The sequence below is a fragment of the Pseudomonas fluorescens genome (assembly GCF_902497745.1).
Taxonomy (GTDB): domain Bacteria; phylum Pseudomonadota; class Gammaproteobacteria; order Pseudomonadales; family Pseudomonadaceae; genus Aquipseudomonas; species Aquipseudomonas fluorescens_BM.
The window spans coordinates 27,221-50,220 of the sequence record NZ_CABVHJ010000017.1; the positions used below are offsets into that span (position 1 = coordinate 27,221).

Below are 23,000 nucleotides of genomic sequence, written 5' to 3' on the forward strand. Positions count from 1 at the left end.
GGCGAAAAATTTACAGCGCCGCCGTGGCAGCGGCCAAAGCGCGACCGAAGATTTCCGCAACGCGATCGATTTCGGCGGCAGTAATCACCAGTGGTGGCAGGAAACGCACCACCGCACCATGGCGACCGCCCAGTTCCAGAATCAGCCCACGCTTGAGGCATTCGCGCTGGACCAGCGGCGCCAGTCGCGCAAACGCCGGCGGGTGGCCGAGCGCATCCGGCGTGCCGTTCGGCTCGACCAGTTCGACGCCGAGCATCAGGCCACGACCGCGTATGTCGCCCAGTTGCGGGAAGTCGCGTTGCAGGATGCGCAGGTGCTCGCCGAGGCGCTCGCCCATGGCAGCGGCGTGTTCGCAGACCTTGTGTTCAACCAGATAACGCATCACCGCAGAACCTGCCGCCATGGCCATCTGATTGCCGCGGAAGGTGCCGGCGTGAGCCCCTGGCTGCCAGGTGTCGAGCCAGTCGCGGTAGACCACGACAGCCAATGGCAGGCTGCCGCCGATAGCCTTGGACAACACCACCACGTCCGGGGTGATGCCGGCGTGTTCGAAGGCAAACATCTTGCCGGTGCGGGCGAAACCGCTCTGGATCTCGTCGACGATCAGCGCCACACCGGCCTTCTCGGTGATCCGGCGCAAGCCGCGCAACCACTCGATATCCGCCGGAATCACGCCGCCTTCGCCCTGCACCGCTTCGACGATCACCGCCGCAGGCAATTGCACACCGGCCTCGGGATCGTTGAGCAGGTTTTCCAGGTAACTCAGGTTAGCCTTCACGCCTGCTGCGCCACCGAGGCCGAACGGGCAACGGTAGTCATACGGGAACGGCATGAACTGCACGCCACTGCTGAGCAAGGCGCCCAGCGGCTTTTTCGGCCCGAGGCTGCCCATCAGGCTCAGCGCGCCTTGGCTCATACCGTGGTAACCGCCGGAAAACGACAGCACGGTGCTGCGCCCGGTCGCCGTGCGTACCAGCTTCAGCGCCGCTTCCACGGCATCGGTGCCAGTCGGGCCGCAGAACTGGATTTTCGCTTCAGCCGCGAGGGCCGATGGCAGCAGGCCGAACAGGTCCTGCACGAACTGATCCTTGACCGGCGTGGTCAGGTCGAGGGTGTGCAGCGGCAATTCATCGGCCAGCACCTGCTGGATCGCTTCGATCACCACCGGGTGGTTATGCCCCAGCGCCAGCGTGCCGGCACCGGCCAGGCAGTCGATGAAGGTGCGGCCTTCGACGTCTTCGACATACAGGCCTTTGGCACGTTTGAGCGCCAGAGGAATACGCCGCGGATAGCTGCGAGCGTTGGATTCCTGCCGGGCCTGGCGGGCCAGCAATGGCGACTCATTGAACTGGTACAGCGTTTCGGCCGGCGCCGAGCTAACCCGGGCCGACGACTCTTCGATAAGGCTGGTGGCGACTGACATCTCTCGACCCCTCAATTGGCTATGGATAGTGACCAAAACAGCACACCGGACAGGTGCGCATTCCGATTGCGGGGCGCACTTGCAGGTTTTCCTGTTCTGGAAACGCTTAAGGGGCTTGAGGATTTAGCCTGTGATCGAATTGTCAGACCGGCGATGCCAGCGACTTGTGCATGGGCAGGGTCTGCAAGCCTTGGTATTCGAGCGCTGGCGCTGATTCGCGGTAACCCAGTCGGTGATAAAACGCACGACCGGTGCGCGTGCTGTTGAGGTCAGCATGAGAAACGCCGCAAATCCGTAACCAGCCCTCCAGATCCTGGATCAACGCTCGCCCGACGCCCCGGCGAAATGACTCTGGCTGCACGTAACACAGCGAAATATCGCCACTGACCTCGGCCATGCCGACACCAACCGGTCTGTCCGCCCACAAAGCAATACATAGATAGAAGTGGGGATCGGCAAGTCGAGCGCTGATGAAATCGGCGCATTGCCGGCCGATCCATTGGCTGACGAGTATCGGATCATTACGGTGGTCGAGCGCACAACCGATGCGAATCGAACGTTCGATGATGCGGCTGATGATACCGGCGTCGGCCAGGATGGCCGGACGAATGCAGATGGGTGCTTCCATGGCGCAGTTCCCTCAATCCATTGAGTCAAAGCTGCGTTGACCTTACCCCTCCCCCTGCCGGATAGCGAACGCCGAGAAGTTACATTTGATGTGTCTGGCGCGATTTACTGCAGGAGCTGCCGAAGGCTGCGATCTTTTGATCTTGATCTTGAAAAACAAAATCAAAAGATCGCAGCCTTCGGCAGCTCCTACTCAGGCGGTGCTGGAATCAGACAGGCTGCAACGGCATGGTCAGCTCGACGCGCAGGCCATCCGGGCGGCTGTCGAAATGCAGGGCACAGTCGCAGCGCTGGACGATCGCCTGAACAATTGCCAGGCCGAGGCCACATCCGGTGCTCTGGCCGTTGCGCCAGAAGCGTTGGGTCAGGTGTTGCAGATCATCCGGCGCAATCCCCGGGCCATGATCGCGCACAATAAAACGTACGCGGTTGCCAATGGTTTCCAGGCTCAGTTCAACCGCACAGTCTTCGGCGGTATGGCGCAAGGCGTTATCGAGCAGATTGCGCAGCGCCGCAATCGACAGCACCGCCGGCATTTGCAGCGGTGCAACGGAAAGGCTGGTCGGCAGGTGCAATTTGATCCGCAGGCGCTCGCCCCCCGTGGCGTCCTGAATCGCCAGGCGTGCCACTTGCTCGGCGCTGCATTGCGAGCCGTCATCGAACGACAGACTGCCCTCGACCCGCGCCAGCAACAGCAGTTGTTCGAGGGTGCGATGCAGACGATCGGCGCCCTCCTCGGCCCGCGCCAGCGACTGATCGCGGGCATTGCCTTCAGTCATGCGCGCGACTTGCAGGTGCGTCTTGATCGCCGTCAGCGGGCTGCGCAGTTCGTGCGCCGCGTCACCGGTCAGGCGGCGTTCACGCTCGATGGTTTTGCCAATGCGCTGGAACAACTGGTTTTGCGTTTCGAGCAACGGCTTCAGTTCACTGGGGAAGGTCTGGATCTGCAACGGCTCAAGCGAGTCGGCGTTGCGTCGCATCAGCGCTTCACGCAGGCGATTGAGCGGCGCCAGCCCTTGGCCGATACCCAACCACAGCAGGCACAGACAACCCAGCAACGCCACCCCCACCGGCACCGACGCCGCGAGCAGGATCGACATGTTCAGAGCTTCGCGCTCGATCTGCCGGTCAGCGGTGGTAATCCGCACATCGCCTCGGGCAAGGGTGAAACTGCGCCACGGTGCACCGTCGATCATCTGATCGTGGAAGCCCATTTTCTCGGCTTCCAGCGCTTGTTCGGGGTTGTTGTGACTGCGCGCGAGGATTTCCCCGCGTAAGGAGCTGACTTGGCAGGCCATGCCGCCGGGGATATTCAGTTGTTCGGCACTGAAATGGGTGCCCTCGCCTTTGCTCGGCAAAGTCGGCAACTGTTCCAGCAGCCCGGCGACCATGCGCGCCGACGCCACCAGACGCTGGTCGAGGGAAAACATCATCTGATTGCGCAGATCACTGAGCATCCAGGCCGCTGCCAGTGCCCAGATCAGCGCAAACGCGGCGCCGAGGGTCAGGCTCAGGCGCAGTCGCAGACTCATCACTTGCCTTGGTCCCCACCGTCGGCCGGGCCGAGGCGGTAGCCCAGACCGCGCACGGTCTCGACGATGCCTTTGCCCAGTTTGCTGCGCAGGTGATGGATGTGCACGTTCAGCGCGTTGCTTTCCAGTTCATCGTTGAAGCCGTAGACGCTGTCTTTCAACTGTTCGGTGGACAGCACCCGGCCGCGATTGTGCAGCAGCGCTTGTAACAGCGATTGCTCGCGACGCGACAAATCCACCGGTTGTCCGGCCAGAGTGGTTTCGCGACTGCTCGGATCGTACGTCAGCGCGCCGTGCTCGATCAGGTTGACGCTGCGCCCAGCGACCCGGCGCAGCAAGGTTTGCAGACGGGCGAACAGTTCACGCAGATCAAACGGTTTGAGCAGGTAATCGTCAGCCCCGGCCTGCAAGCCGTCGACACGGTCGGTGACCGAGTCGCGCGCGGTCAGGATCAGCACCGGAATTTCCAGGCCGCTCTGACGCAACTGTTGCAGCAATTTGAGGCCATCTTCGTCGGGCAGGCCGAGATCGAGCACCATCACGTCGAATTCGGCCACCTTGAGCATCGCCCGCGCTTTCGACGCGGTGTTGACGTGCTCAACAGTCAAACCCTGAGCCGTGAGACCGGCAACGATGCCGCTGGCGATCAGCTCATCGTCTTCGCAAACCAGTACGTGCATGGGTGCTCCGTGGATAAAAAAGGCGAGTGAAGCAGGTGAGGATTAAGCGGCAATTATGGCCGTCACCGGCGTTTACCGAAAGCCGGGCAAGAACATCGGGCGCCACCCGACGCAGGGGCTCCCCCGGTTCTGAAACTTTCCCACCAATAAAGAAACAGTTTCTCCCTATGGAATAACCCTTCGATCCTTTAGTTTTCGGCTGGCAACCACCGACAACTTTAAATGGACTTGATAAACATGCCTAAACTAAAAAACTTCGTCGCGATCGATTGGCGCTCCGGCCTTGACCGTATTTATTTCTTCTTCAAGGACAGCGACACCTATTCCCGATTCGACCTCGGTGACAACAAGGTATCTGCCAACTATCCCGCTTCTGTCGACGGTAGCTGGGACAGCTTTGACCCCTATGCCAAAGACTTGCGTTTCGGACTGACGACCACTTCATTCGGCTGGAACACCAAGTCCGATGAAGACATTGCCTGGTTGTTCTTCTATCAGGGAACCACACCCATGGTGTGTAAATACAACCAGGACAAGGACAAGGTCGATGCCTTCTATAAAGTTGCCGATTCGATCTGGAAGCCGATACTGCCCTACTTCGACAAGATCATCGCCGGCACCTGGTTCCAACTGACCGGTCACCCGTTTCTGTTCAGGTTCATCCTCAACGACGGACACTATCTATCGTTCAACTACAAGGCAAAGACCCTGACTTACAAATCGTTCGGGGATTATCAACTTGGCGCGCTGAAACCGTACAAGGATCGCATCATCACGGCAGCGCAAAATGACCGCACTTTGGCCGACAGTTACTGGTACATCTTCCTGACCGACAACCAATACCTGACTTACAACATTCAGTCCGACCGCCTGGTCTCCGGCCCGCAAACCATCAACGACAAGAACTGGCCCGGACTGCTGCGCGGCTGATTGGCCGAAGCCCGGAGGGCCTTGTAGGATAGGGTTAATTATCGGTTAATCGCCGCCGCCCATTCTGCACCTCACTTGCACAGGGACAAGGCTCCTCCATGCGTCATTTTTTTCTTTTGTTTGCTCTGCTGATTTCCAGCCTGGCCCAGGCCGGGAACAATCCATTTGATACCAAACCCGAGTTTCTGCCGGTCGACAAAGCGTTCGTGCTCACCTCCGAACGTCTGGAATCCGGTGAAACCCAGCTGTTCTGGCAAATCACCGACGGCTATTACCTGTATCAGAAACGCCTGAAATTCGATGGCCTGAGCGTCGAACAGCAGCCCGCACTGCCCGAAGGCGAGTCCCACAGCGACGAGTTTTTCGGTGAGCAACCGGTCTATCGTCAAGGGCTGGAGGTGAAGATCCCGGCAGCAGCCACAGGCCAGATCAAGGTCAGCTATCAGGGCTGTGCCGATGCCGGTCTGTGCTATCCGCCGCAAACCCGGGTTATTGATCTGGGCGGCAAAGCAGCAGTGGCTGCAAGCGCTGAAGCGCCGGATCAGGCCTTGGCCAGCAGCCTGCAACAACGCGCGCTGGGCTGGAGCTTGCTGGTGTTTTTCGGCCTCGGACTATTGCTGGCCTTCACACCGTGCACATTGCCAATGCTGCCGATTCTCGCCGGTATGGTGGTCGGCAGTGGCGCCACCCCGCGTCGCGGTTTCGCGCTGGCCGGCAGTTATGTGATCTGCATGGCCCTGGTGTATGCGGCGATGGGTGTTATTGCTGCGCTGCTCGGTGCGAACCTGCAAGCGTGGTTGCAGAATCCATGGCTGCTCGGCACGTTTGCCGCGATTTTCGTGGTCTTGGCCTTGCCGATGTTCGGTTTCTTTGAACTGCAACTGCCGGTGGCCCTGCGCGACCGCCTCGAACACGCCTCGCGCAGCCGCAGCGGTGGCAGCCTGATCGGCGCCGGGGTGCTTGGTGCCTTGTCCGGTCTGCTGGTCGGCCCGTGCATGACCGCGCCGCTGGCCGGTGCATTGTTGTATATCGCGCAGAGCGGCAATGCGCTGCACGGTGGCTTGATCCTGTTTTCGCTGGGTATCGGCATTGGTGTGCCGTTGCTGTTGCTGGTCACCGTGGGCAATCGCTTCCTGCCTAAACCCGGTGCGTGGATGAACCTGCTCAAAGGCGTGTTCGGCTTCCTCTTTCTCGCCACCGCGCTGTTGATGTTGCGCCCTGTACTGGACGCTTCGTTGTGGCTGGGCCTGTGCGGTGCACTGCTGTTGATCGCCGCGTTCTGCGCCTGGAAACAGTCCGAGGGTTTTGGCCGCGTTGCCCAGTTGTTCGGCGCAACCTCGCTGTTGCTCGGGTTGTGGGGCAGTTTGCTGGTGATTGGTGCGGCGGGCGGCAGCGATGATCCGTATCAGCCGTTGCAGGTCTACAGTGCCGGCCGCGCCAGTACGGCGGCGCCATCGGCGCATGACGCGTTCACCACTATCAAGGAACCGGCGGCGCTACAACGCGAACTCGATGCCGCCAAGGCTCAGGGTCAGTGGGTGCTGCTCGATTACTACGCCGACTGGTGCGTGTCGTGCAAAGTCATGGAGAAACAGGTATTCGGCAAGGACAAGGTCATGCAGGCGTTGAGTGACGTGCGCCTGCTGCGGCTCGATGTCACCGAAGATAACGCCGCCAGCCGTGAGCTGCTCAGCCGCTACAAAGTGCCGGGGCCACCGAGTTTCGTCTGGATCGGCACGGATGGCGAAGAACGCCGCAGCCAGCGCATCACCGGCGAAGTCGATGCCGAGACATTCCTGCAACGCTGGGCTACCACCCGGGAAGCCAATTAATGCTGACTTTCACCCTCGGCACCTTCGCCATTGCGCTTAATCACCTGCTGCTGATCAGTGCCTTGGCGCTGGCGACCTTTGTCGGCTGGCGGGTGGCCAAGCGTGGTGGCGATAACCCCGAGTCGGCATTGTTCAGTCTGTTTCTGCTGGGCATGCTCGCAGCGCGTGTTGCCTTTGTGCTGCTGTACTGGTCGCACTATCGCAGTGATCCGTGGCAGATCATCGATTTGCGTGACGGCGGTTTCCTCGCCTGGCCGGGGGTGATCGCGCTGTTACTCGCGGCGCTGTATCGCGGCTGGCGCCGTCCGGGCTTGCGTCGTCCGTTGGGTTTTGGTGTGGCCAGCGGTGTGGCGTTCTGGCTGTTGGCCACGCTGTCGCTGAATATCTATGAACAAGGCACCCGGCTGCCGGACATCTCCCTGCGCAATGCGGCTGGGGAAACCATCCAGCTCAGCGACTATCAGGGCGGCCCGCTGGTGATCAATCTGTGGGCGACCTGGTGTCCACCGTGCCGACGTGAAATGCCGGTACTGGAAAACGCTCAGCAACAGCGCCCGGACCTGACCTTCCTGTTCGTCAATCAGGCCGAAAGCATGCAAAGCGTGGCGACGTTTCTCGAAACCCAAGGCCTGAGCCTGAACAACGTGTTGTTTGACCGCAGCGGTCGGCTGGGCCAGGCCGTGGGTTCCATGGCATTGCCGACTACGCTGTTCTATAGCCCCGACGGTCGGTTGCTGAGCAGTCACCTTGGTGAGCTATCGAACGCCAGCCTGGCGCGCGCGCTGGAAAACTTCGACACCCCGACCCCGAATTCGAACCCGGCCACTGCACCGGCCACCTCTGCAAGGAAACTGCCATGCCCCGCCTCCGCCACCTGCTGACGCTGACTCTGGGCACCGCCCTGCTGCACTTGCCGTCGGTGCAGGCTGCTGAAGAGTTGCCTGCGGCGATCAAACAGATCGAAGCCAAAGGCGCGAAAATCGTCGGCCAGTTCGACGCCCCCGATGGCTTGCGCGGTTATGCGGCGCAATATCAGAATCGCGGCATGGCGCTGTACCTGACCCCGGATGGCAAACACGTTTTACTCGGTAATCTGTACGACGCCGACGGTAAGGACTTGAGCAGCGAGCCGCTGCAAAAACTGGTTTACGCGCCGATGGCCAAGGAAGTCTGGACCAAGTTCGAGGCAAGTAACTGGATTCAGGACGGCAACAAGGACGCACCGCGCACCGTGTACCTGTTCAGTGACCCGAACTGCCCGTACTGCAACATGTTCTGGGAACAGGCGCGGCCGTGGGTCAAGGCTGGCAAGGTGCAGTTGCGGCACATCATGGTCGGCATCATCCGCGAGGACAGTCCGGGTAAATCGGCAGCACTGCTGGCGGCGAAAGACCCGGTCAAGGCACTGGAGGATCACGAAAAGGCTGGCAAGGGCAGCTCGCTCAAGGCCTTGAAAGATATTCCGGTGGCGGTGCAGAGCAAACTGGCGGCGAACATGCAGTTGATGGAAGACCTCGATTTGCAGGCGACACCGGCAATCTTCTATATGGATGACAAGGGTGAGCTGCAACAGCAGCAAGGTGCGCCTTCGCCGGACAAGTTGGCGAAGATTCTTGGACCGAAATAATCTTTCAGTCTTTATTGCCTGATCTGGCCTCTTCGCGAGCAAGCTCGCTCCCACATTGGCTCTGCGTACACAAAACCAAATGTGGGAGCGAGCTTGTCTCCGGGCGGCGTTCCGACGAAGAACGATTATTCGGTGTGTCGGTTGCGCTCGCCGAGGAAGGTAAGCAACGTCTCGGTGACAAACTGCGGATTCTCCAGATTGGAGATATGCCCCGCATCCGGCACCAACACCCACGGGCAACCGATCAACTCGGCCATTTCCTGCGCTTCCGACGGTGGTCGCGGCTTGTCCTGATCGCCGCACAGCACCAGCGTGGTCGCCGCATTCAGCTCACCCAGGCGTGGCAACAAATCATCACGACCAAAGGTGATACGCCCCATCGGTACGATGCTTTCGCGCAGTCGATCCGACGAGTACGCCGCCAGTTTCGCGCGAAAATCCTGATACAGCGCCGACTGCGGATCGATGCCCGGGCGGAAGAAAATCGGCACGACGATATCGAGCAACTGCTCGGAGATTTCGCCGCTTTCTTCGATCTGTTTAAACAGTGAGAAGTAGTACTGGCGGGTCGGCTCAGGCTCGACACCGACGTAGGTGTCCATCAGCACCAGACCATTGACCCGCTGCGGTGCCGACAGCGCCAGACGCACACCCCACATGCCGCCGACCGACAGCCCGACCAGCGTGACCTGATCGATGTCCAGATGATCGAGCAAGGCCTGCGCCTGACGGGAGATATCATTCAGGGACGTCGTGCCTTCAGGCAACCGGCCCGATTCGCCATGGCCCCACAGATCCAGCGCAATCACCCGATAGTGCGGCGACAAAGCGGCAATCTGCGGCGCCCACATGGCCTGGTCCCACAAGTAGCTGCCGGCCAGCAACACCGCCGGGCCTGTGCCTTGATCAATGTAATGCAGCGCTTGTCCGTCAACCGTGAAAAAAGGCATCGACCACCCCCGCGACAAAAAAAGAGAACCGGCAGACTGAGCTGGCGGTTCTTTATCGTCAACCCTGCAAATGTACGCGATTGTTCCGCCGCCATTCGCGAGCAGGCTCGCTCCCACACTGGATTATTGGCGTTCACAAAATCCCTTGTGGGAGCGAGCCTGCTCGCGAAAGGGCCGGTACAGGCACTAGAGAACTAAAGGCCCTCCAGCTCCGCCATCAGATCATTCAACCGATCAACCTTCTCCTCGGTGATATCACTCGCCGCCAGCCCATCAATGTACTCGGCCAGTTCCTCCACCGTGCTGCACTCAAACATCGCCCGCAACGGCACGTCGCGCTGCAGGGTTTTCTGCACCCGCGAAGCGATCTGTGTGGCCAGCAACGAATGCCCGCCCAGCTCGAAGAAGTTGTCGCGCACACCGACCTGCTCGACCTTCAACACCTCGGCCCAAATGTCAGCCAATGTTTGTTCAAGCTCATTGCGCGGCGCCAGATAATCCTGGCTCTGCAATTGACCGATCTCCAGCGCCGGTAAGGCCTTGCGGTCGAGTTTGCCGTTGGCATTGCGCGGCAGCTGATCGAGCCACAACCAGTGCAGCGGCACCATGTATTCCGGCAATTCGGCGCGCAGGCGCTGTTTGATCCGCTCCAGGCGTTCGCTCGGATTGAGTGCCGAATCGGCCGCCACCAGATAGCCGACCAAGTGCTTGCCGTTGACGCCTTCCTGCACACCGACCGCGCCATCGCGTACTTCCGGTTGTTCATGCAGACGCGCTTCGATCTCACCCAGTTCGATGCGGTAACCACGAATCTTCACCTGATGGTCAACCCGACCAACGTACTCCAACACTCCGTCGCTGCGACGTCGCGCCAGGTCACCGGTGCGATACAGACGTTCGCCTGGCGCACCGAACGGGTTCGGCACAAACACTGGCGCGGTGCGTAGCGGATCGCTGACATAACCGCGACCGACGCCCGTGCCCGCCACGCACAACTCGCCCACCGCACCCAACGGCACCAGTTCCAGCGCGCCATCGACCAGATACAGCAAGTTGTTGTCGGTCGGCGTACCGATCGGCAAGTAACTGCCGCGCGTCGAGGCCATGTCGACACGGAAGAACGCCACGTCATCGGAACATTCCGCCGGGCCATAAGCGTTGACCAGACCGATGTCCGGGTAACGCAGCAGCCATTGGTGCGCCAGTTCCGGCGGCATCGCCTCACCGGTCGGCAGCATCCAGCGCAAGCCATCGAGGCTCAGGCGCTCCGAAGCGAGCATGCCCTGAATCAGCGACGGCACGCTCTCCAGCACGGTGATGCCCTGCGCCTGCACATGCACCAACAAACCTTGCGGATCGTGGGCAATCGTATTCGGCACGATGTCCACCCGCGCACCGAACAGCGGTGCGGCGAGGAACTGCCAGACCGAAATATCGAAGCTTTGCGAAGCGGTCTGCGCGATCACGTCGGCGTCGCTCAAGTTCAAGTACGGCACCTTGCTCAACTGGTTGTTGAGCATGCCGCGCTGCTCGACCATCACGCCTTTCGGCAGGCCGGTCGAACCCGAGGTGTAGATCACGTAGGCGAGGTTGTCCGGGCCGCTGTAAATGCCCAGGTCCTGCGCCGAAGTCGCTGCCGCCTGAATCTCCTCCCACACCAGCAAGCGTGGGCGATTGGCGCAGCTGAATTCATCCAGCAACGTCTGCGCCTGTTCAAAGCAGGCTTTAGAGCAAACCAGCACCGGCGTGCGGCTCAGCTCGATGATGCGTTGCAGACGCTGGCTCGGCAGGCCCGGATCCAGCGGCAGATAACCCGCGCCAGCCTTGAAGCTGCCGATGATCATGCCGAGCAGATCGAGATTGCGTTCGCCGAGCAACGCCACCGGTTGATCCATCTGCACACCCGCGGCGACCAGTGCATGGCCGAGACGGTTGGCGTTGTGGTTCAGCTCGGCGTAGCTCTGTTGCTGATCAAGACACGTGGCTGCAATGCGCTGCGGATGCGCGGCAACCTGCGCTTCGAACAGCGCAACGTAGCTCTGCTCCAGCGGATAATCGTGGGCACTCTGGTTGCAACCATGGAGCAGGAAGTCCTGTTCCTCGCCACCCAGCAGCGGTAGATCAGCCATGTCGCCATGGAAACCATCGACCAGCGCCAGCAGCAGACGTTTGAACTCGCCGAGCATGCGCTCGATGGTCGATTCGTCGAAATAACGCTGGTCGTAAGACAGATGCAGACCGAGGTCATCGCCCGGGTAGCACACCGCCGTCAGCGGGAAGTTGGTGTGGGTTCGGCCCGAGTCCGACGTCGCGTTCAGGCTCTGCGCGCGGTCCAGCACCGAGACTTCCACCGGGGCGTTTTCGAAGACGAACAGGCTGTCAAACAGCGGCTGGCCCTTCGGCAATTCGCTTTGTTCCTGGATGTTCACCAGCGGCAGGTATTCGTACTCCCGAAGCTGCATATTGCTGTCGAGCAAAGCGCTGAGCCACTGACGCACGCTGCTGCGCTGATCGTCCTCAGGCATCTTCACTCGCAGCGCGATGCTGTTGATGAACAGGCCGACGGTACGCTGCATCTCCGGCATTTCCACCGGACGCCCGGCCACGGTGACGCCGAAGAGCACGTCACGATCACCGCTCATGCGCCGCAGTACCAAAGCCCACGCGGCTTGAGCAAAAGTGTTGATGGTCAGTTGATGGGCCTGCGCCAGTTCACGCAGACGCGCTCCGTCCTCGACATTGAGGCGGGTGTAGCGGTCGCCGACGATCATGCCGCCGCTTTCACCGGCGTGTTCACGCAGGAACGGCCGGTCGCTCGGGATCGGCGTGGTGCGCTCGAACCCTTGCAGGTTCTGTTGCCACCACTGCCGCGCTTCGGCCAGGCTCTGACGTTGCAGCCAGCCGATGTAATCGCGATAACGCGGCGGCACGCTCAATTGCGCTTCGCGACCTTCACCGAGAGCGGTGTAGATCTCGAAAAAGTCGTTCATCAGCAGCGAGCGGCACCAGGCATCGATGAGGATGTGGTGGTTGCTCATCATGAACCAGTAACGCGCTGCGCCGACCTTGATCAGACGCAGGTGGAACGGCGCCTGATTGAGCAGATCGAAACCGGCCTCGCGCTCGTTTTTCAGCAGCGCTTGCAGCTTCGGTTCCTGCTCGGCTTCGGCGATGGCGCTCCAGTCCAGATACTCGATCGGTGTGCGACCCGGCGTGTGAATCACTTGCAGCATGTCTTCGCCGACGTTCCAGCAGAACGACGCGCGCAACGCTTCGTGACGGGCGATCACCGCTTGCCACGCCTGGGCGAAACGCTCGGGGTCGAGTTCGCTGTTGATGCGGTAGCGATCTTGCATGTAGTACAGACCGGTGCCCGGTTCGAGCAAGGTGTGCAGGAGCATGCCTTCCTGCATTGGCGTCAGCGGATAGACGTCTTCGATGTGCGCGGCCGGCACCGGCAAGGCATCGAGTTGCGCCTGGGTCAGTCTGGCCAGCGGGAAGTCCGACGGCGTCAGGCCACCGGCCTCATCTTGCAGGCAATGGCCGATCAGGCTTTGTAGCTCGCCGAGGTAAGCGTCGGCCAGATCGTTGATGGTTTGCGCGTCGTAACGCTCGGCGCTGAAGGTCCAGCGCAGGAGCAATTCACCACCGTAAACCTGACTGTCGATGCTCAGTTCGTTCGGCAATGGCGCCTGCGGATCGTGGGCGGCACCGACCGCTTCATCCAGCGGACGGAACAGCGCATCGCTGCCGAAGCTCTGGTCGAACTGGCCGAGGTAGTTGAAGGTGACCGGCGCCTGCGGCAACGCGGCCATGCTGCGCTGGCTGAGGTCATCGGCGAGATAACGCAGCACGCCATAACCCAGACCTTTGTGCGGCACGGCGCGCAGTTGCTCCTTGATCGCTTTGATTGATGCGCCCTGCCCGGCGGCTTCTTCGATGTTGTGCGGGGTCAAGCGTAACGGATAGGCGCTGGTGAACCAGCCGACGGTGCGGGTCAAGTCGATCTCGTCGAACAGGGTTTCGCGACCGTGGCCTTCCAGTTGAATCAGCGCCGACGGCTGACCGCTCCAGCGGCAGAGTACGCGCGCCAGTGCGGTCAGCAGCAAGTCGTTAACTTGCGTGCGGTAAGCGGCCGGTGCCTGTTGCAACAGCTGTTTGGTGTGCTCTGCGTCGAGCCGTACGCTGACGGTTTGTGCGTGACGATTGTGCTGGCCGCCCTGCGGATTTTCGCAAGGCAGATCAGCGTTCTGACCGGCCAGTTGGGTCTGCCACCAGTTGAGTTCTTCGCGCAGGGATTCGCTGCCGGCGTAGGCCTGCAAGCGCGCCGCCCAATCCTTGAAGGCGCTGGTTTTCGCCGGCAGTTTCACCGCTTGGTCGGCGTCGAGTTGGCGATAGACCGTTTGCACATCGTCGAGCAATACGCGCCACGAAACTCCGTCGACCACCAGGTGATGAATCGCGATAAACAGGCGCTGCTGGCCTTCAGGGCCGTCGACCAGCACGGCGCGTACCAACGGGCCTTGTTCAAGGTCGAGGCTGCGTTGCGCATCAGCGAACAGCGCTTCGCACTTGTCCATCGAGGTGACGCGCACTTGCCACAACACCGCCGCATCGGAGACCGGTTGGTGCGTCGCTTGCCATTGACCGTCGGCCTCGGTGAAGCGCAGACGCAAGGCATCATGCTGCACGATTACCGCCAGCAGCGCCTGCTCCAGACGGTGCGGTTCCAACGACACGGTCGGTTCCAGCAACAACGCCTGGTTCCAGTGCTGACGCTGAGGAATATCGGTGTCGAAGAACCAATGCTGAATCGGCGTCAGACGCGACTCACCGGCCACCAGACCTTGCTCGGCCGTGACCTGCTCGGTGCGGCTGGCCACAGCGGCGAGGGTTTGCACAGTCTGATGCTGGAACAGATCGCGCGGGCTGAAATGAATGCCCTGCTGACGGGCACGGCTGACCACTTGAATCGACAGAATCGAATCGCCGCCGAGTTCGAAGAAGTTGTCGTTGAGACCGACCTGTTCGACGTTGAGCACTTCGCACCAGATCTGCGCCAGGGCCTGCTCCAGCTCGTTGCTCGGCGCCACGTAGTCCTGACGATTCAACTCGGGATCCGGCGCCGGCAAGGCGCGGCGGTCGAGTTTGCCGTTGGCGGTCAGCGGCATGCTCGCCAGCAGAATAAGGTGCGTCGGTACCATGTAATCCGGCAGCTGTGCCTTGAGGTGTGTTTTCAGCGCTTCGCGCAGCTCGGCCTGCCTGGCTTCGTTTTGCTCAGCGACATCGGTGACGAGGTAACCGACCAGTTGCTTGCCGCTCGGCGCATCCAGTGCGAGCACGACGGCTTCGCGGATCGAGTCGTGATCGAGCAGGCGCGTTTCGATTTCGCCCAGTTCGATACGGAAACCACGGATCTTCACCTGATGGTCGATCCGGCCCAGGTATTCCACCAAACCATCGGCGCGCTGGCGCACCAGGTCGCCAGTGCGATACATGCGTCCGCCATTGGTAGCGAACGGGTCAGCGACAAATCGCTCGGCGGTAATGCCCGGACGATCGTGATAGGCCTGCGCCAGACCGGCGCCGCCGACGAACAGTTCACCCGTCGCACCTTGCGGCACCAGCGCCAGATCGGCGTCGAGAATGTACGCGACACGCGCACCGATCACGCTGCCAATCGGCACACTGCCGGCGCCCTCTTCCAGCACCTCCGGCGCCAGACTGGCCAGCGGCATGACCACGGTTTCGGTCGGGCCATAGGCGTTGAAGAACGTCACCGGTTTGAACGCTGCGCGAATTCGTTGCAGGTGTTCACCGGTCAAGGCTTCGCCACCGGTGATGATCATCCGCACCGGGAGGATTTCGTTTTGCGTGGACAGGAACTGCGCCAACTGGCTGCCGTAGCTCGGGGTGAAACCGAGCACGTTGATTTTATGCGTACGGATCAAACCGCAGATTTCTTCCGCGTCCCACTGACCTTGTGCACGCAATACAACCTGCGCGCCACTGAGCAGCGGCACCAACAGACGCTCGGTCGCCGCGTCAAAGTTGATCGAATAGAAGTGCAGCTCGCAGTCGTCGGGGCGCATGCCAAACCGCTCGATCACGGCTTGGCAGTGCATGGCGATTTCGCCGTGGGAGACCACCACGCCTTTCGGCTTGCCGGTCGAACCCGAGGTGTAAATCAGGTACGCCTGATGCTGCGACAGGCTGATAAATGGCAGCTCGCTGGCCGGATAATCAGCAAGTGCTGCGCTGTCCTCTTCCAGGCACCAGCGCGCCACGCTCGACGGCAGATCGCCAAGGGCGTTGAACATAGCGCGATCACTGAGCAGCAGGCCAATGCGACTGTCTTCGATCATGTAATGCAGACGGTCGAGCGGGTATTCCGGGTCCAGCGGCACGTAAGCACCGCCAGCCTTGAGAATCGCCAGCAGGCCGATGACCATTTCCAGCGAACGCTCCAGTGCCAGACCAACCCGCACTTGCGGGCCGACGCCACGCTCTCGCAGAGCCCAGGCCAGACGATTGGCGCGGGCATCGAGTTCGGCGTAGCTCAGGGTCTGCCCGGCGAAGGTCAGGGCCGGCGCGTCTTTGCGCGCCAGCGCCTGTTCGGCGAACAGGTGATGAATGCACTGGTCGAGACGATGCTCGCCCGGCTCAATGCCAAGGCTGTCGAGCAGGTGCTGTTGCTCGGGTTGATCGAGCAGCGGCAATTCGCTGAGGCGCTGTTGCGGATCGGCGATCAGCGCTTCAAGCAGATTGCGCCAATGTTTGGCCATGCGCGCGATGGTCGGTTCATCGAACAGATCGGTGCTGTAGGTCAGGCAGCAACCGAGGCGATGGTCGAGGTCGGTGACTTCCAGGTTGAGGTCGAACTTGGTCGCCCGCGCATCGTTGGCCAGGTACTCGACGGTCATGCCGGCGAGCATGCGGCTCTGCTGGAATTCCCAGCGCTGCACGTTGCACATCACCTGGAACAGCGGGTTGTACGCAGCACTGCGCGGCAGCTGCAACGCTTCGACCAGATGATCGAACGGCAGATCCTGATGCGACTGGCCTTCGATCACGGTGTGGCGCACCTGCTCGAACAGTTCGCCGACCGACATCATGCCGTTGAGCTGGCAACGCAATACTTGGGTGTTGAGGAAGGCACCGATCAGCCCTTCGCTTTCCGGGCGGATGCGGTTGGCCACTGGCGCGCCGATGCGCAGATCGGTCTGGCCGCTGTAGCGGTACAGCAGGGTGGCGAGTGCGGCGGTCATGGTCATGAACAGGGTCAGACCGTGTTGCGCGTTGAAGGCACGAACCCGCGCCGCGAGGTCATCGCTGAGGTCGAAACGGAACAGTTCGCCCTGATGACTTTGCACCGGCGGACGCGGACGGTCGCCCGGCAATTCCAGTAGCGGATGTTCACGACCGAGTTGCGCGGTCCAGTAGTCGAGCTGACGCTGACGCTCGCCGGACTCCAGCCAGTTGCGCTGCCAGACGCTGTAGTCGAGGTACTGCACCGGCAGCGGCTCAAGCGGCGAATCACGGTCGTCAACGAACGCTTCATACAGCGCGCTGAGTTCACGGGCGAAGATGTCCATCGCCCAGCCTTCGGTGACGATGTGGTGCAGGGTCAGGACGAAGTAATGCTCGTGCTCGGCGGTCTTCACCAGACAGGCGCGCAGCAGCGGGCCGGTTTCCAGATCGAACGGCAGATGCGCTTCTTCGTCGGCGAATTGCTGAACTTTTTGCTCGCGCACATCGGCGGAAAATTTTGAGAAATCCTTCCAGCCCATACGTACGCCGGTTTCGGCATGCACCTGCTGACGGGCGATGCCATCGACGCTCGGGAACGTGGTGCGCAGGGTTTCGTGACGCAGGATCAACGCTTGCAACGCCGCCTCGAAACGCTCGACATGCAACACGCCGCGCAGACGCGCCATGCCGCCGACGTTGTACGCGGGGCTGTCCGGTTCCATCTGCCAGAGGAACCACATGCGCTGTTGCGAGTACGACAACGGTACCGGTTGGCTGCGATCAACCTTGTCGATCGGCGGCTGTTTGTTGGTCCGGCCGCTGACCTGGATCAGGCGGATCTGTTCGGCGAAATCACCGAGTTCGCTGTGTTCGAACAAGGCGCGCAACGGCAGTTCGACATCGCAAGCCTGACGGGTGCGCGAGATGATTTGCGTGGCCAGCAGCGAGTGACCGCCGAGGGCGAAGAAGTCGTCGCGCAGGCCGACTTGGGTCAGGCCGAGCACTTCGCGCCAGATCGCGGCGATCTGCTGTTCAAGCTCAGTGACCGGTTCGACGTGTTCGCGTATTTGCCACTGCGGCTCGGGCAAGGCGCGGCGGTCGAGTTTGCCACTGGGGCTTAGCGGCATTTCATCCACGCGCATCAGTTGCGCCGGGACCATGTATTCCGGCAGCTCGGTGGCCAGCGCGGTTTTCAGGCGTGTGATTTGCTCGTCGTGATCTTCACTGGCATCGGTGGCGGTGAAGTAGCCGACCAGTTGCGCGCCGGCAGCGGTATCACGCACCAGCACCACGGCTTGGGCGACGCCGTCCTGTGCGAGCAAGCGCGCTTCGATCTCTTCCGGTTCGACGCGGAAGCCACGCAGTTTGACTTGCTGATCGAGACGGCCGAGGTATTCGATCACGCCATCGCAGGTCCAGCGCGCACGGTCGCCGGTGCGGTACAAACGTGCGCCCTGCTCGCCCAATGGATCAACGACAAAACGCTCGGCTGTCAGCGAAGGACGGCCGAGGTAACCCCGGGCCAGACCGATGCCGCTGATGCACAGCTCACCCGGCACACCGGCCGGCACTGGATTGAGGTCAGCGTCGAGCACGCGGCAAATCACGTTGCCCAACGGACGACCGATCGGCGAGCGTTCGCCGTCGGTCGTGGTGCAATGCCAGTGGGTGACGTTGATCGCGGTTTCGGTCGGACCGTAACGGTTGTGCAATTGCACCGCTGGCAACTGCGCCAGCACGCGATTGCGCAATTCGGCCGGCAGTGCTTCACCGCCGGAAAACACTCGGCGCAGGCTGGTGCATTCGGCGCTCAGCGGTTCGTCGATAAACAGCGAGAGCAGCGGCGGCACAAAGTGCAACGTGGTCACGCCGTACGCCTGAACAAGTTGCGCGATGCGATGCGGATCGCGGTGTTCGCCGGGGCCGGCAATCAGCAGACGCGCGCCCGTGATCAGTGGCCAGAAGCATTCCCACACCGACACGTCGAAACTGATCGGCGCCTTTTGCATCAGCACGTCGGTTTCATTGAGGGCGTAAGCGTTCTGCATCCATTGCAGACGTTCGGCCAGCGCGGCGTGAGTGTTGCCGACGCCTTTCGGCTGGCCAGTGGAACCCGAGGTGTAAATCACATAGGCGAGGTTGTCGCCGTGCAGGTGCAAACCCGGCGCCTGGCTCGGCCAGTTCTCCAGGTGCAAAGCGTCCATGGCGATCACGCTGACGCCGTCGCTGGCCGGCAAACGGTCGAGCAATTCGGTCTGGGTCAGCAGCAATTCGACGCCGCTGTCGCTGAGCATGTAGGCCAGACGATCGGCCGGGTAATCCGGGTCCAGCGGTACATAGGCGCCGCCGGCTTTGATGATCGCCAGCAGACCGATCAACAGTTGCGGCGAACGCTCGGCGGCGATGGCCACGCAGACATCCGGGCCGACGCCTTTGTCGCGCAGATAGTGCGCGAGACGATTGGACTGGCTGTTCAATTCGGCGAAATCGAGGCTGCCGCCGTCCCATACCAGCGCCGTGCGCTCAGGGGTCAGACGCGCCTGTTCGTTGAGCAGTTCCGGCAGCCATTGTTGCGCCGGGGTGCAGGGTGCAACGCCCCAGACTTTTTGCTGATCGTACTCGCTGGTGGACAGCAATTGCAGATCGCCGATGGCTTGCTCCGGGCGTTCGCAAACTTCGCGCAACAGGTTGCTGAAGTGTTCGGTCAGACGAGCAATGGTCGTGGCATCGAACAATTCACTGGCGTAGTCGAACGACAAGGTCAGGCGACCGTTACGGTCTTCTTCGCTGTGCAGTTGCAGGTCGAACTTGGCTTCGCGGCTGTGCCACGGCAGTTCTTCGGCGAGCAGGCCCGGCAGGCGTTTCAGCGCGCTGAGGTCGCGTTGCTGGTGGTTGAACATGACCTGGAACAGGCCTTGTTCGCGGGCCTGCGGGAAGGCTTCGAGCAGTTGTTCGAAGGGCAGATCCTGATTCGCTTGGGCTCCGAGGACGGCCTCGCGGGTCTGGGCCAACAGTTCAACAAACGGCAGGCGCGAATCAATCTCGGCGCGCAGCACTTGAGTGTTGATGAAGAAGCCGATCAGGCCTTGGGTTTCCAGGCGCGGACGGTTGGCATTCGGCACGCCAATGCGGATGTCGCGCTGACCGCTGTAGCGCTGCAGCAAGCTCTGCAATGCCGAGAGCAGCAGCATGAACGGTGTCGACTGGTGCACTTGCGCGGTGTTGCGGATCGCATCGCTGAGGCTGGCGCCCAGACGCACAGTGTGGCGTGCTGCGCTGTGATTTTTTTGCGCCGAACGCGGATGATCGGTGGCCAGTTCCAGCGTCGGATGCTCGTCACCCAACTGCGCTTTCCAGTAGGCCAGTTGTCGCTCGCCCTCACCTTGCGCCAGCCACTGGCGCTGCCAGCTGCCGTAATCGGCGTACTGGGTTGGCAGTGGCGCGAGGTTAGCCGTCGCGCCTTGAGAAGCGGCGGCGTACAGGCGCGAGAACTCGTCGATCACCACGTTCAGCGACCAGCCGTCGGCGATGATGTGGTGCATCGTCACCAGAAGTTGATGATCTTCGTCATCGAGGCGCACCAACGTCACCCACAGCAGCGGGCCTTTTTCCAGATCGAACTGGGTGCGTGCTTCTTCTTCGCGGATTTGTTGCGCGCGGACTTCACGCTCATGGGCCGGCAGTTCGCTGATATCGATCAGTTGCAAATTGAACTCAGCGGCGGCATCGACTTGTTGCAGGGCCACGCCGTCGCGCTCGAAGAAGCGCGTGCGCAGGGATTCGTGGCGCTCGATCAGTTGCTGGAAGCTGGCGCGCAAGGCGTCTTCGTCCAGTTCGCCGCGCAGACGCAGGGCACCGGGGATGTTGTAGGCGCTGCTGTGCGGGTCGAGTTGCCAGGTGATCCACAAACGGTTTTGTGCCAGCGATTGCGGCATTGGTTCAGAGCGCGACAACGCGGTGATTGCGCCTTGGGCGCTACCGCCGTCCTGCTGTTGTTGCGCCACGGCAGCGGCGAACGCGGCCAGCGTCGGCGCTTCGAACAGCAGGCGCAGGTTCAGCTCAAGCGCGAGTTCTTCGCGGACTCGGGCGATGACTTGGGCGGCGGCGATCGAGTTGCCGCCGAGCAGGAAGAAGTGATCGTCGGCGTTGACCTGTTTGACGTTGAGTTGCTCGGCCCAGATCTTGCCGATCAGGGCTTCGAGTTCCGAAACACTGGTGGTTGCTTCCAGGCTTTCGGACGATGTCGGCGGGAACACCGCGTAGCTGTCGAGGCTGCCATCGGCCAGACGATTGCGGCACGCCGAACGCTGCAACTTTCCGCTGGAGGTTTTCGGCAGCGCGCCCGGGTTGAGCAACACCACCACGCTCGGGGCCTCTTGATAAGCCTCGGCCACCGCTTGGCGGATGGCTTTGATCAACGCCTCCGGCGGCAGGATTTTCTGCACGCTGCGGCTGATTTCTGCGGCGATGCCGATGCCCTCTTCGCCATTCTGACTGACGGCGAATGCAGCGACGCGGCCCTTGCGCACCACCTCCACTTCGTTCTCGACGGTCTTCTCGATGTCCTGCGGATAGAGGTTGTGGCCGCGCACGATGAGCATGTCTTTCAAACGGCCAGTGATGAACAGTTCGCCGTCGCGCATAAAGCCCAGGTCACCGGTACGCAGCCAGGTGCGGCCGGCGTGCTGGACGAACGTCTTGGCGCTGGCTTCGGGGTTGCGCCAGTAACCGAGGGCGATGCTCGGACCGGCGGCCCAGACTTCGCCCACCGCGTTATCGGCGAGCTCTTCGAGACTGCTCGGCTCGACGATCAGCACGGCGTGTTCCGGCTGGCTGATGCCGCAGCTCATGATCGGACTACCCTCACCCGACTCTGCGCGGTTTTGCGCCAGCGCCTGATCGTCCACGCGCAACGCAGGAATACCGGTGCCGCGCGGGGTGCCAGCGACGAACAGCGTCGCCTCGGCGAGACCGTACGAAGCCATGAAACTGTCGGCGCTGAAACCGCACGCGGTGAACTTCTCGGCGAAGCGTTCGAGGGTGTCTAGACGGATCGGCTCTGAGCCGGAATAGGCCACACGCCAGCCGCTGAGATCAAGGCGTTCAAGCGCCGATTCGCTGATCCGCTCGCTGCACAAGCGATAAGCGAAGTCCGGCCCGCCGCTGATGGTGCCGCCGTATTGGCTGATCGCTTCAAGCCAGCGCAATGGCCGGCCGAGGAAGTAGGCCGGCGACATCAGGATGCATGGCACACCGCTGAAAATCGGTTGCAGCAGACCGCCGATCAAACCCATGTCGTGATACAGCGGCAGCCAGCTGACGATGACGTCGTCGGGGTTCACGTCAATGCCGAAACCGTGGCGGATCAGCAATTCGTTGGCGACCAGATTGCCGTGGCTGACTTGCACGCCTTTGGGCAACGCGGTGGAGCCGGAGGTGTATTGCAAGAAGGCGATGTGGTCTGGTGGCAGATTCGGCTCAACCCAGTTTTGCGCCAGTGCGCTGTCGAGGCTGTCAACACACAGCAGCGGCGGCGCGCCTTCGATTTGCTGCAAGGCGTCACGCAGGTCAGCGCTGGTCAGCAGCAGACGCGGTTCGGCGTCGGCAATGATCGACAGCAAACGCTCCTGATGGTGACGACGCGCGGATTCCGGCGGATAGGCCGGCACCGCGATCACCCCTGCGTACAGGCAGCCAAAAAACGCCGCGACGTAATCCGGACCGCTTGGGAACAGCAGCACCGCGCGATCACCGAATTCAGCGTCAGCCTGCAATGCAGCGGCAATGGTGCGCGCGCGCTCATCCAGTTCGCGATAACTGAGCACCACAGCCTGCTCTGGGTTTTCGGCAAGAAAACGCAAGGCCAGTTGATCCGGCGTCAGGGCCGCGCGGCGCTGGAGGGCTTGGACCAGGGTGCTGGGGAGTTCGAACGCGTCGGTCATGAGGTTTCCTGCCTGAATTCGGCTTGCTAGTGGAATCGGGTTGCTGCGTCACGCCCCTCAAAGGGCATGCAGGGCGCGGTCTGTGCCGACCGCGCGAGGCATTGGAATGCTGTCTGGCCGAGCGCATCACCCGGAACCATTCACCAATGAGAACGGATGACGTCTTGAAATAATTAGTCGGCAGGCTGGATCGCCAATGGGGCCGG

At 61.6% G+C, this 23,000-nt stretch carries 10 protein-coding genes; 4 read left to right on the plus strand and 6 right to left on the minus strand.

Annotation, left to right across the window (positions count from 1 at the left end):
• Positions 1-10: 10 nt before the first annotated feature.
• From F8N44_RS23050 to F8N44_RS23070, 4 genes are all read right to left on the minus strand, one after another.
• Positions 11-1,423, minus strand: a complete 1,413-nt coding sequence (locus tag F8N44_RS23050; protein ID WP_150651921.1) for an aspartate aminotransferase family protein — start codon at positions 1,421-1,423, stop codon at positions 11-13.
• Between the two features lie 142 nt (positions 1,424-1,565).
• On the minus strand, positions 1,566-2,051 hold the full coding sequence (locus tag F8N44_RS23055) for a GNAT family N-acetyltransferase (RefSeq protein ID WP_150651922.1): 486 nt from the start codon (positions 2,049-2,051) through the stop codon (positions 1,566-1,568).
• A gap of 208 nt (positions 2,052-2,259) precedes the next feature.
• Positions 2,260-3,582, minus strand: coding sequence for an ATP-binding protein (locus tag F8N44_RS23065; RefSeq protein ID WP_150651923.1), 1,323 nt, complete (start codon positions 3,580-3,582; stop codon positions 2,260-2,262).
• Positions 3,582-4,262, minus strand: coding sequence for a response regulator (locus tag F8N44_RS23070; RefSeq protein WP_007908710.1), 681 nt, complete (start codon positions 4,260-4,262; stop codon positions 3,582-3,584). The genes F8N44_RS23065 and F8N44_RS23070 overlap by 1 nt, the downstream gene beginning before the upstream one ends.
• A 237-nt stretch (positions 4,263-4,499) precedes the next feature.
• On the opposite strand from F8N44_RS23070, the gene F8N44_RS23075 reads away from it, so the two are divergent.
• From F8N44_RS23075 to dsbG, 4 genes are all read left to right on the plus strand, one after another.
• A complete protein-coding gene (locus F8N44_RS23075; protein ID WP_150651924.1) occupies positions 4,500-5,192 on the plus strand; it encodes a hypothetical protein in 693 nt (230 codons plus the stop codon).
• A 98-nt stretch (positions 5,193-5,290) separates the two neighbouring features.
• Entirely contained in the window at positions 5,291-7,024 is a 1,734-nt protein-coding gene (gene dsbD, locus F8N44_RS23080) for a protein-disulfide reductase DsbD (RefSeq protein ID WP_150651925.1), read from the plus strand.
• Positions 7,024-7,905: a TlpA disulfide reductase family protein gene (locus tag F8N44_RS23085; RefSeq protein ID WP_150651926.1), complete on the plus strand. Its 882-nt coding sequence runs from the start codon at positions 7,024-7,026 to the stop codon at positions 7,903-7,905. The genes dsbD and F8N44_RS23085 overlap by 1 nt, the downstream gene beginning before the upstream one ends.
• The gene (dsbG, locus tag F8N44_RS23090) at positions 7,881-8,651 is read left to right on the plus strand and encodes a thiol:disulfide interchange protein DsbG (protein WP_150651927.1); all 771 of its coding nucleotides are present in this window, start codon (positions 7,881-7,883) and stop codon (positions 8,649-8,651) included. Before F8N44_RS23085 ends, dsbG begins: the two co-directional genes overlap by 25 nt.
• Before the next feature lie 125 nt (positions 8,652-8,776).
• On the opposite strand, the gene F8N44_RS23095 is transcribed toward dsbG, so the two are convergent.
• Positions 8,777-9,601, minus strand: coding sequence for an alpha/beta fold hydrolase (locus F8N44_RS23095; protein ID WP_150651928.1), 825 nt, complete (start codon positions 9,599-9,601; stop codon positions 8,777-8,779).
• A gap of 194 nt (positions 9,602-9,795) precedes the next feature.
• On the minus strand, positions 9,796-22,794 hold the full coding sequence (locus tag F8N44_RS23100) for a non-ribosomal peptide synthetase (protein ID WP_150651929.1): 12,999 nt from the start codon (positions 22,792-22,794) through the stop codon (positions 9,796-9,798).
• Positions 22,795-23,000 lie beyond the last annotated feature (206 nt).

Excerpts from the sequence above, each read along its gene's own strand:
- F8N44_RS23085 (WP_150651926.1), top strand. The coding sequence starts at position 7,024 with ATGCTGACTTTCACCCTCGGCACCTTCGCCATTGCGCTTAATCACCTG.
- dsbG (WP_150651927.1), top strand. The coding sequence starts at position 7,881 with ATGCCCCGCCTCCGCCACCTGCTGACGCTGACTCTGGGCACCGCCCTG.
- F8N44_RS23100 (WP_150651929.1), bottom strand. The coding sequence starts at position 22,794 with ATGACCGACGCGTTCGAACTCCCCAGCACCCTGGTCCAAGCCCTCCAG.
- F8N44_RS23075 (WP_150651924.1), top strand. The coding sequence starts at position 4,500 with ATGCCTAAACTAAAAAACTTCGTCGCGATCGATTGGCGCTCCGGCCTT.
- F8N44_RS23050 (WP_150651921.1), bottom strand. The coding sequence starts at position 1,423 with ATGTCAGTCGCCACCAGCCTTATCGAAGAGTCGTCGGCCCGGGTTAGC.
- F8N44_RS23095 (WP_150651928.1), bottom strand. The coding sequence starts at position 9,601 with ATGCCTTTTTTCACGGTTGACGGACAAGCGCTGCATTACATTGATCAA.
- F8N44_RS23070 (WP_007908710.1), bottom strand. The coding sequence starts at position 4,262 with ATGCACGTACTGGTTTGCGAAGACGATGAGCTGATCGCCAGCGGCATC.
- F8N44_RS23055 (WP_150651922.1), bottom strand. The coding sequence starts at position 2,051 with ATGGAAGCACCCATCTGCATTCGTCCGGCCATCCTGGCCGACGCCGGT.
- dsbD (WP_150651925.1), top strand. The coding sequence starts at position 5,291 with ATGCGTCATTTTTTTCTTTTGTTTGCTCTGCTGATTTCCAGCCTGGCC.
- F8N44_RS23065 (WP_150651923.1), bottom strand. The coding sequence starts at position 3,582 with ATGAGTCTGCGACTGCGCCTGAGCCTGACCCTCGGCGCCGCGTTTGCG.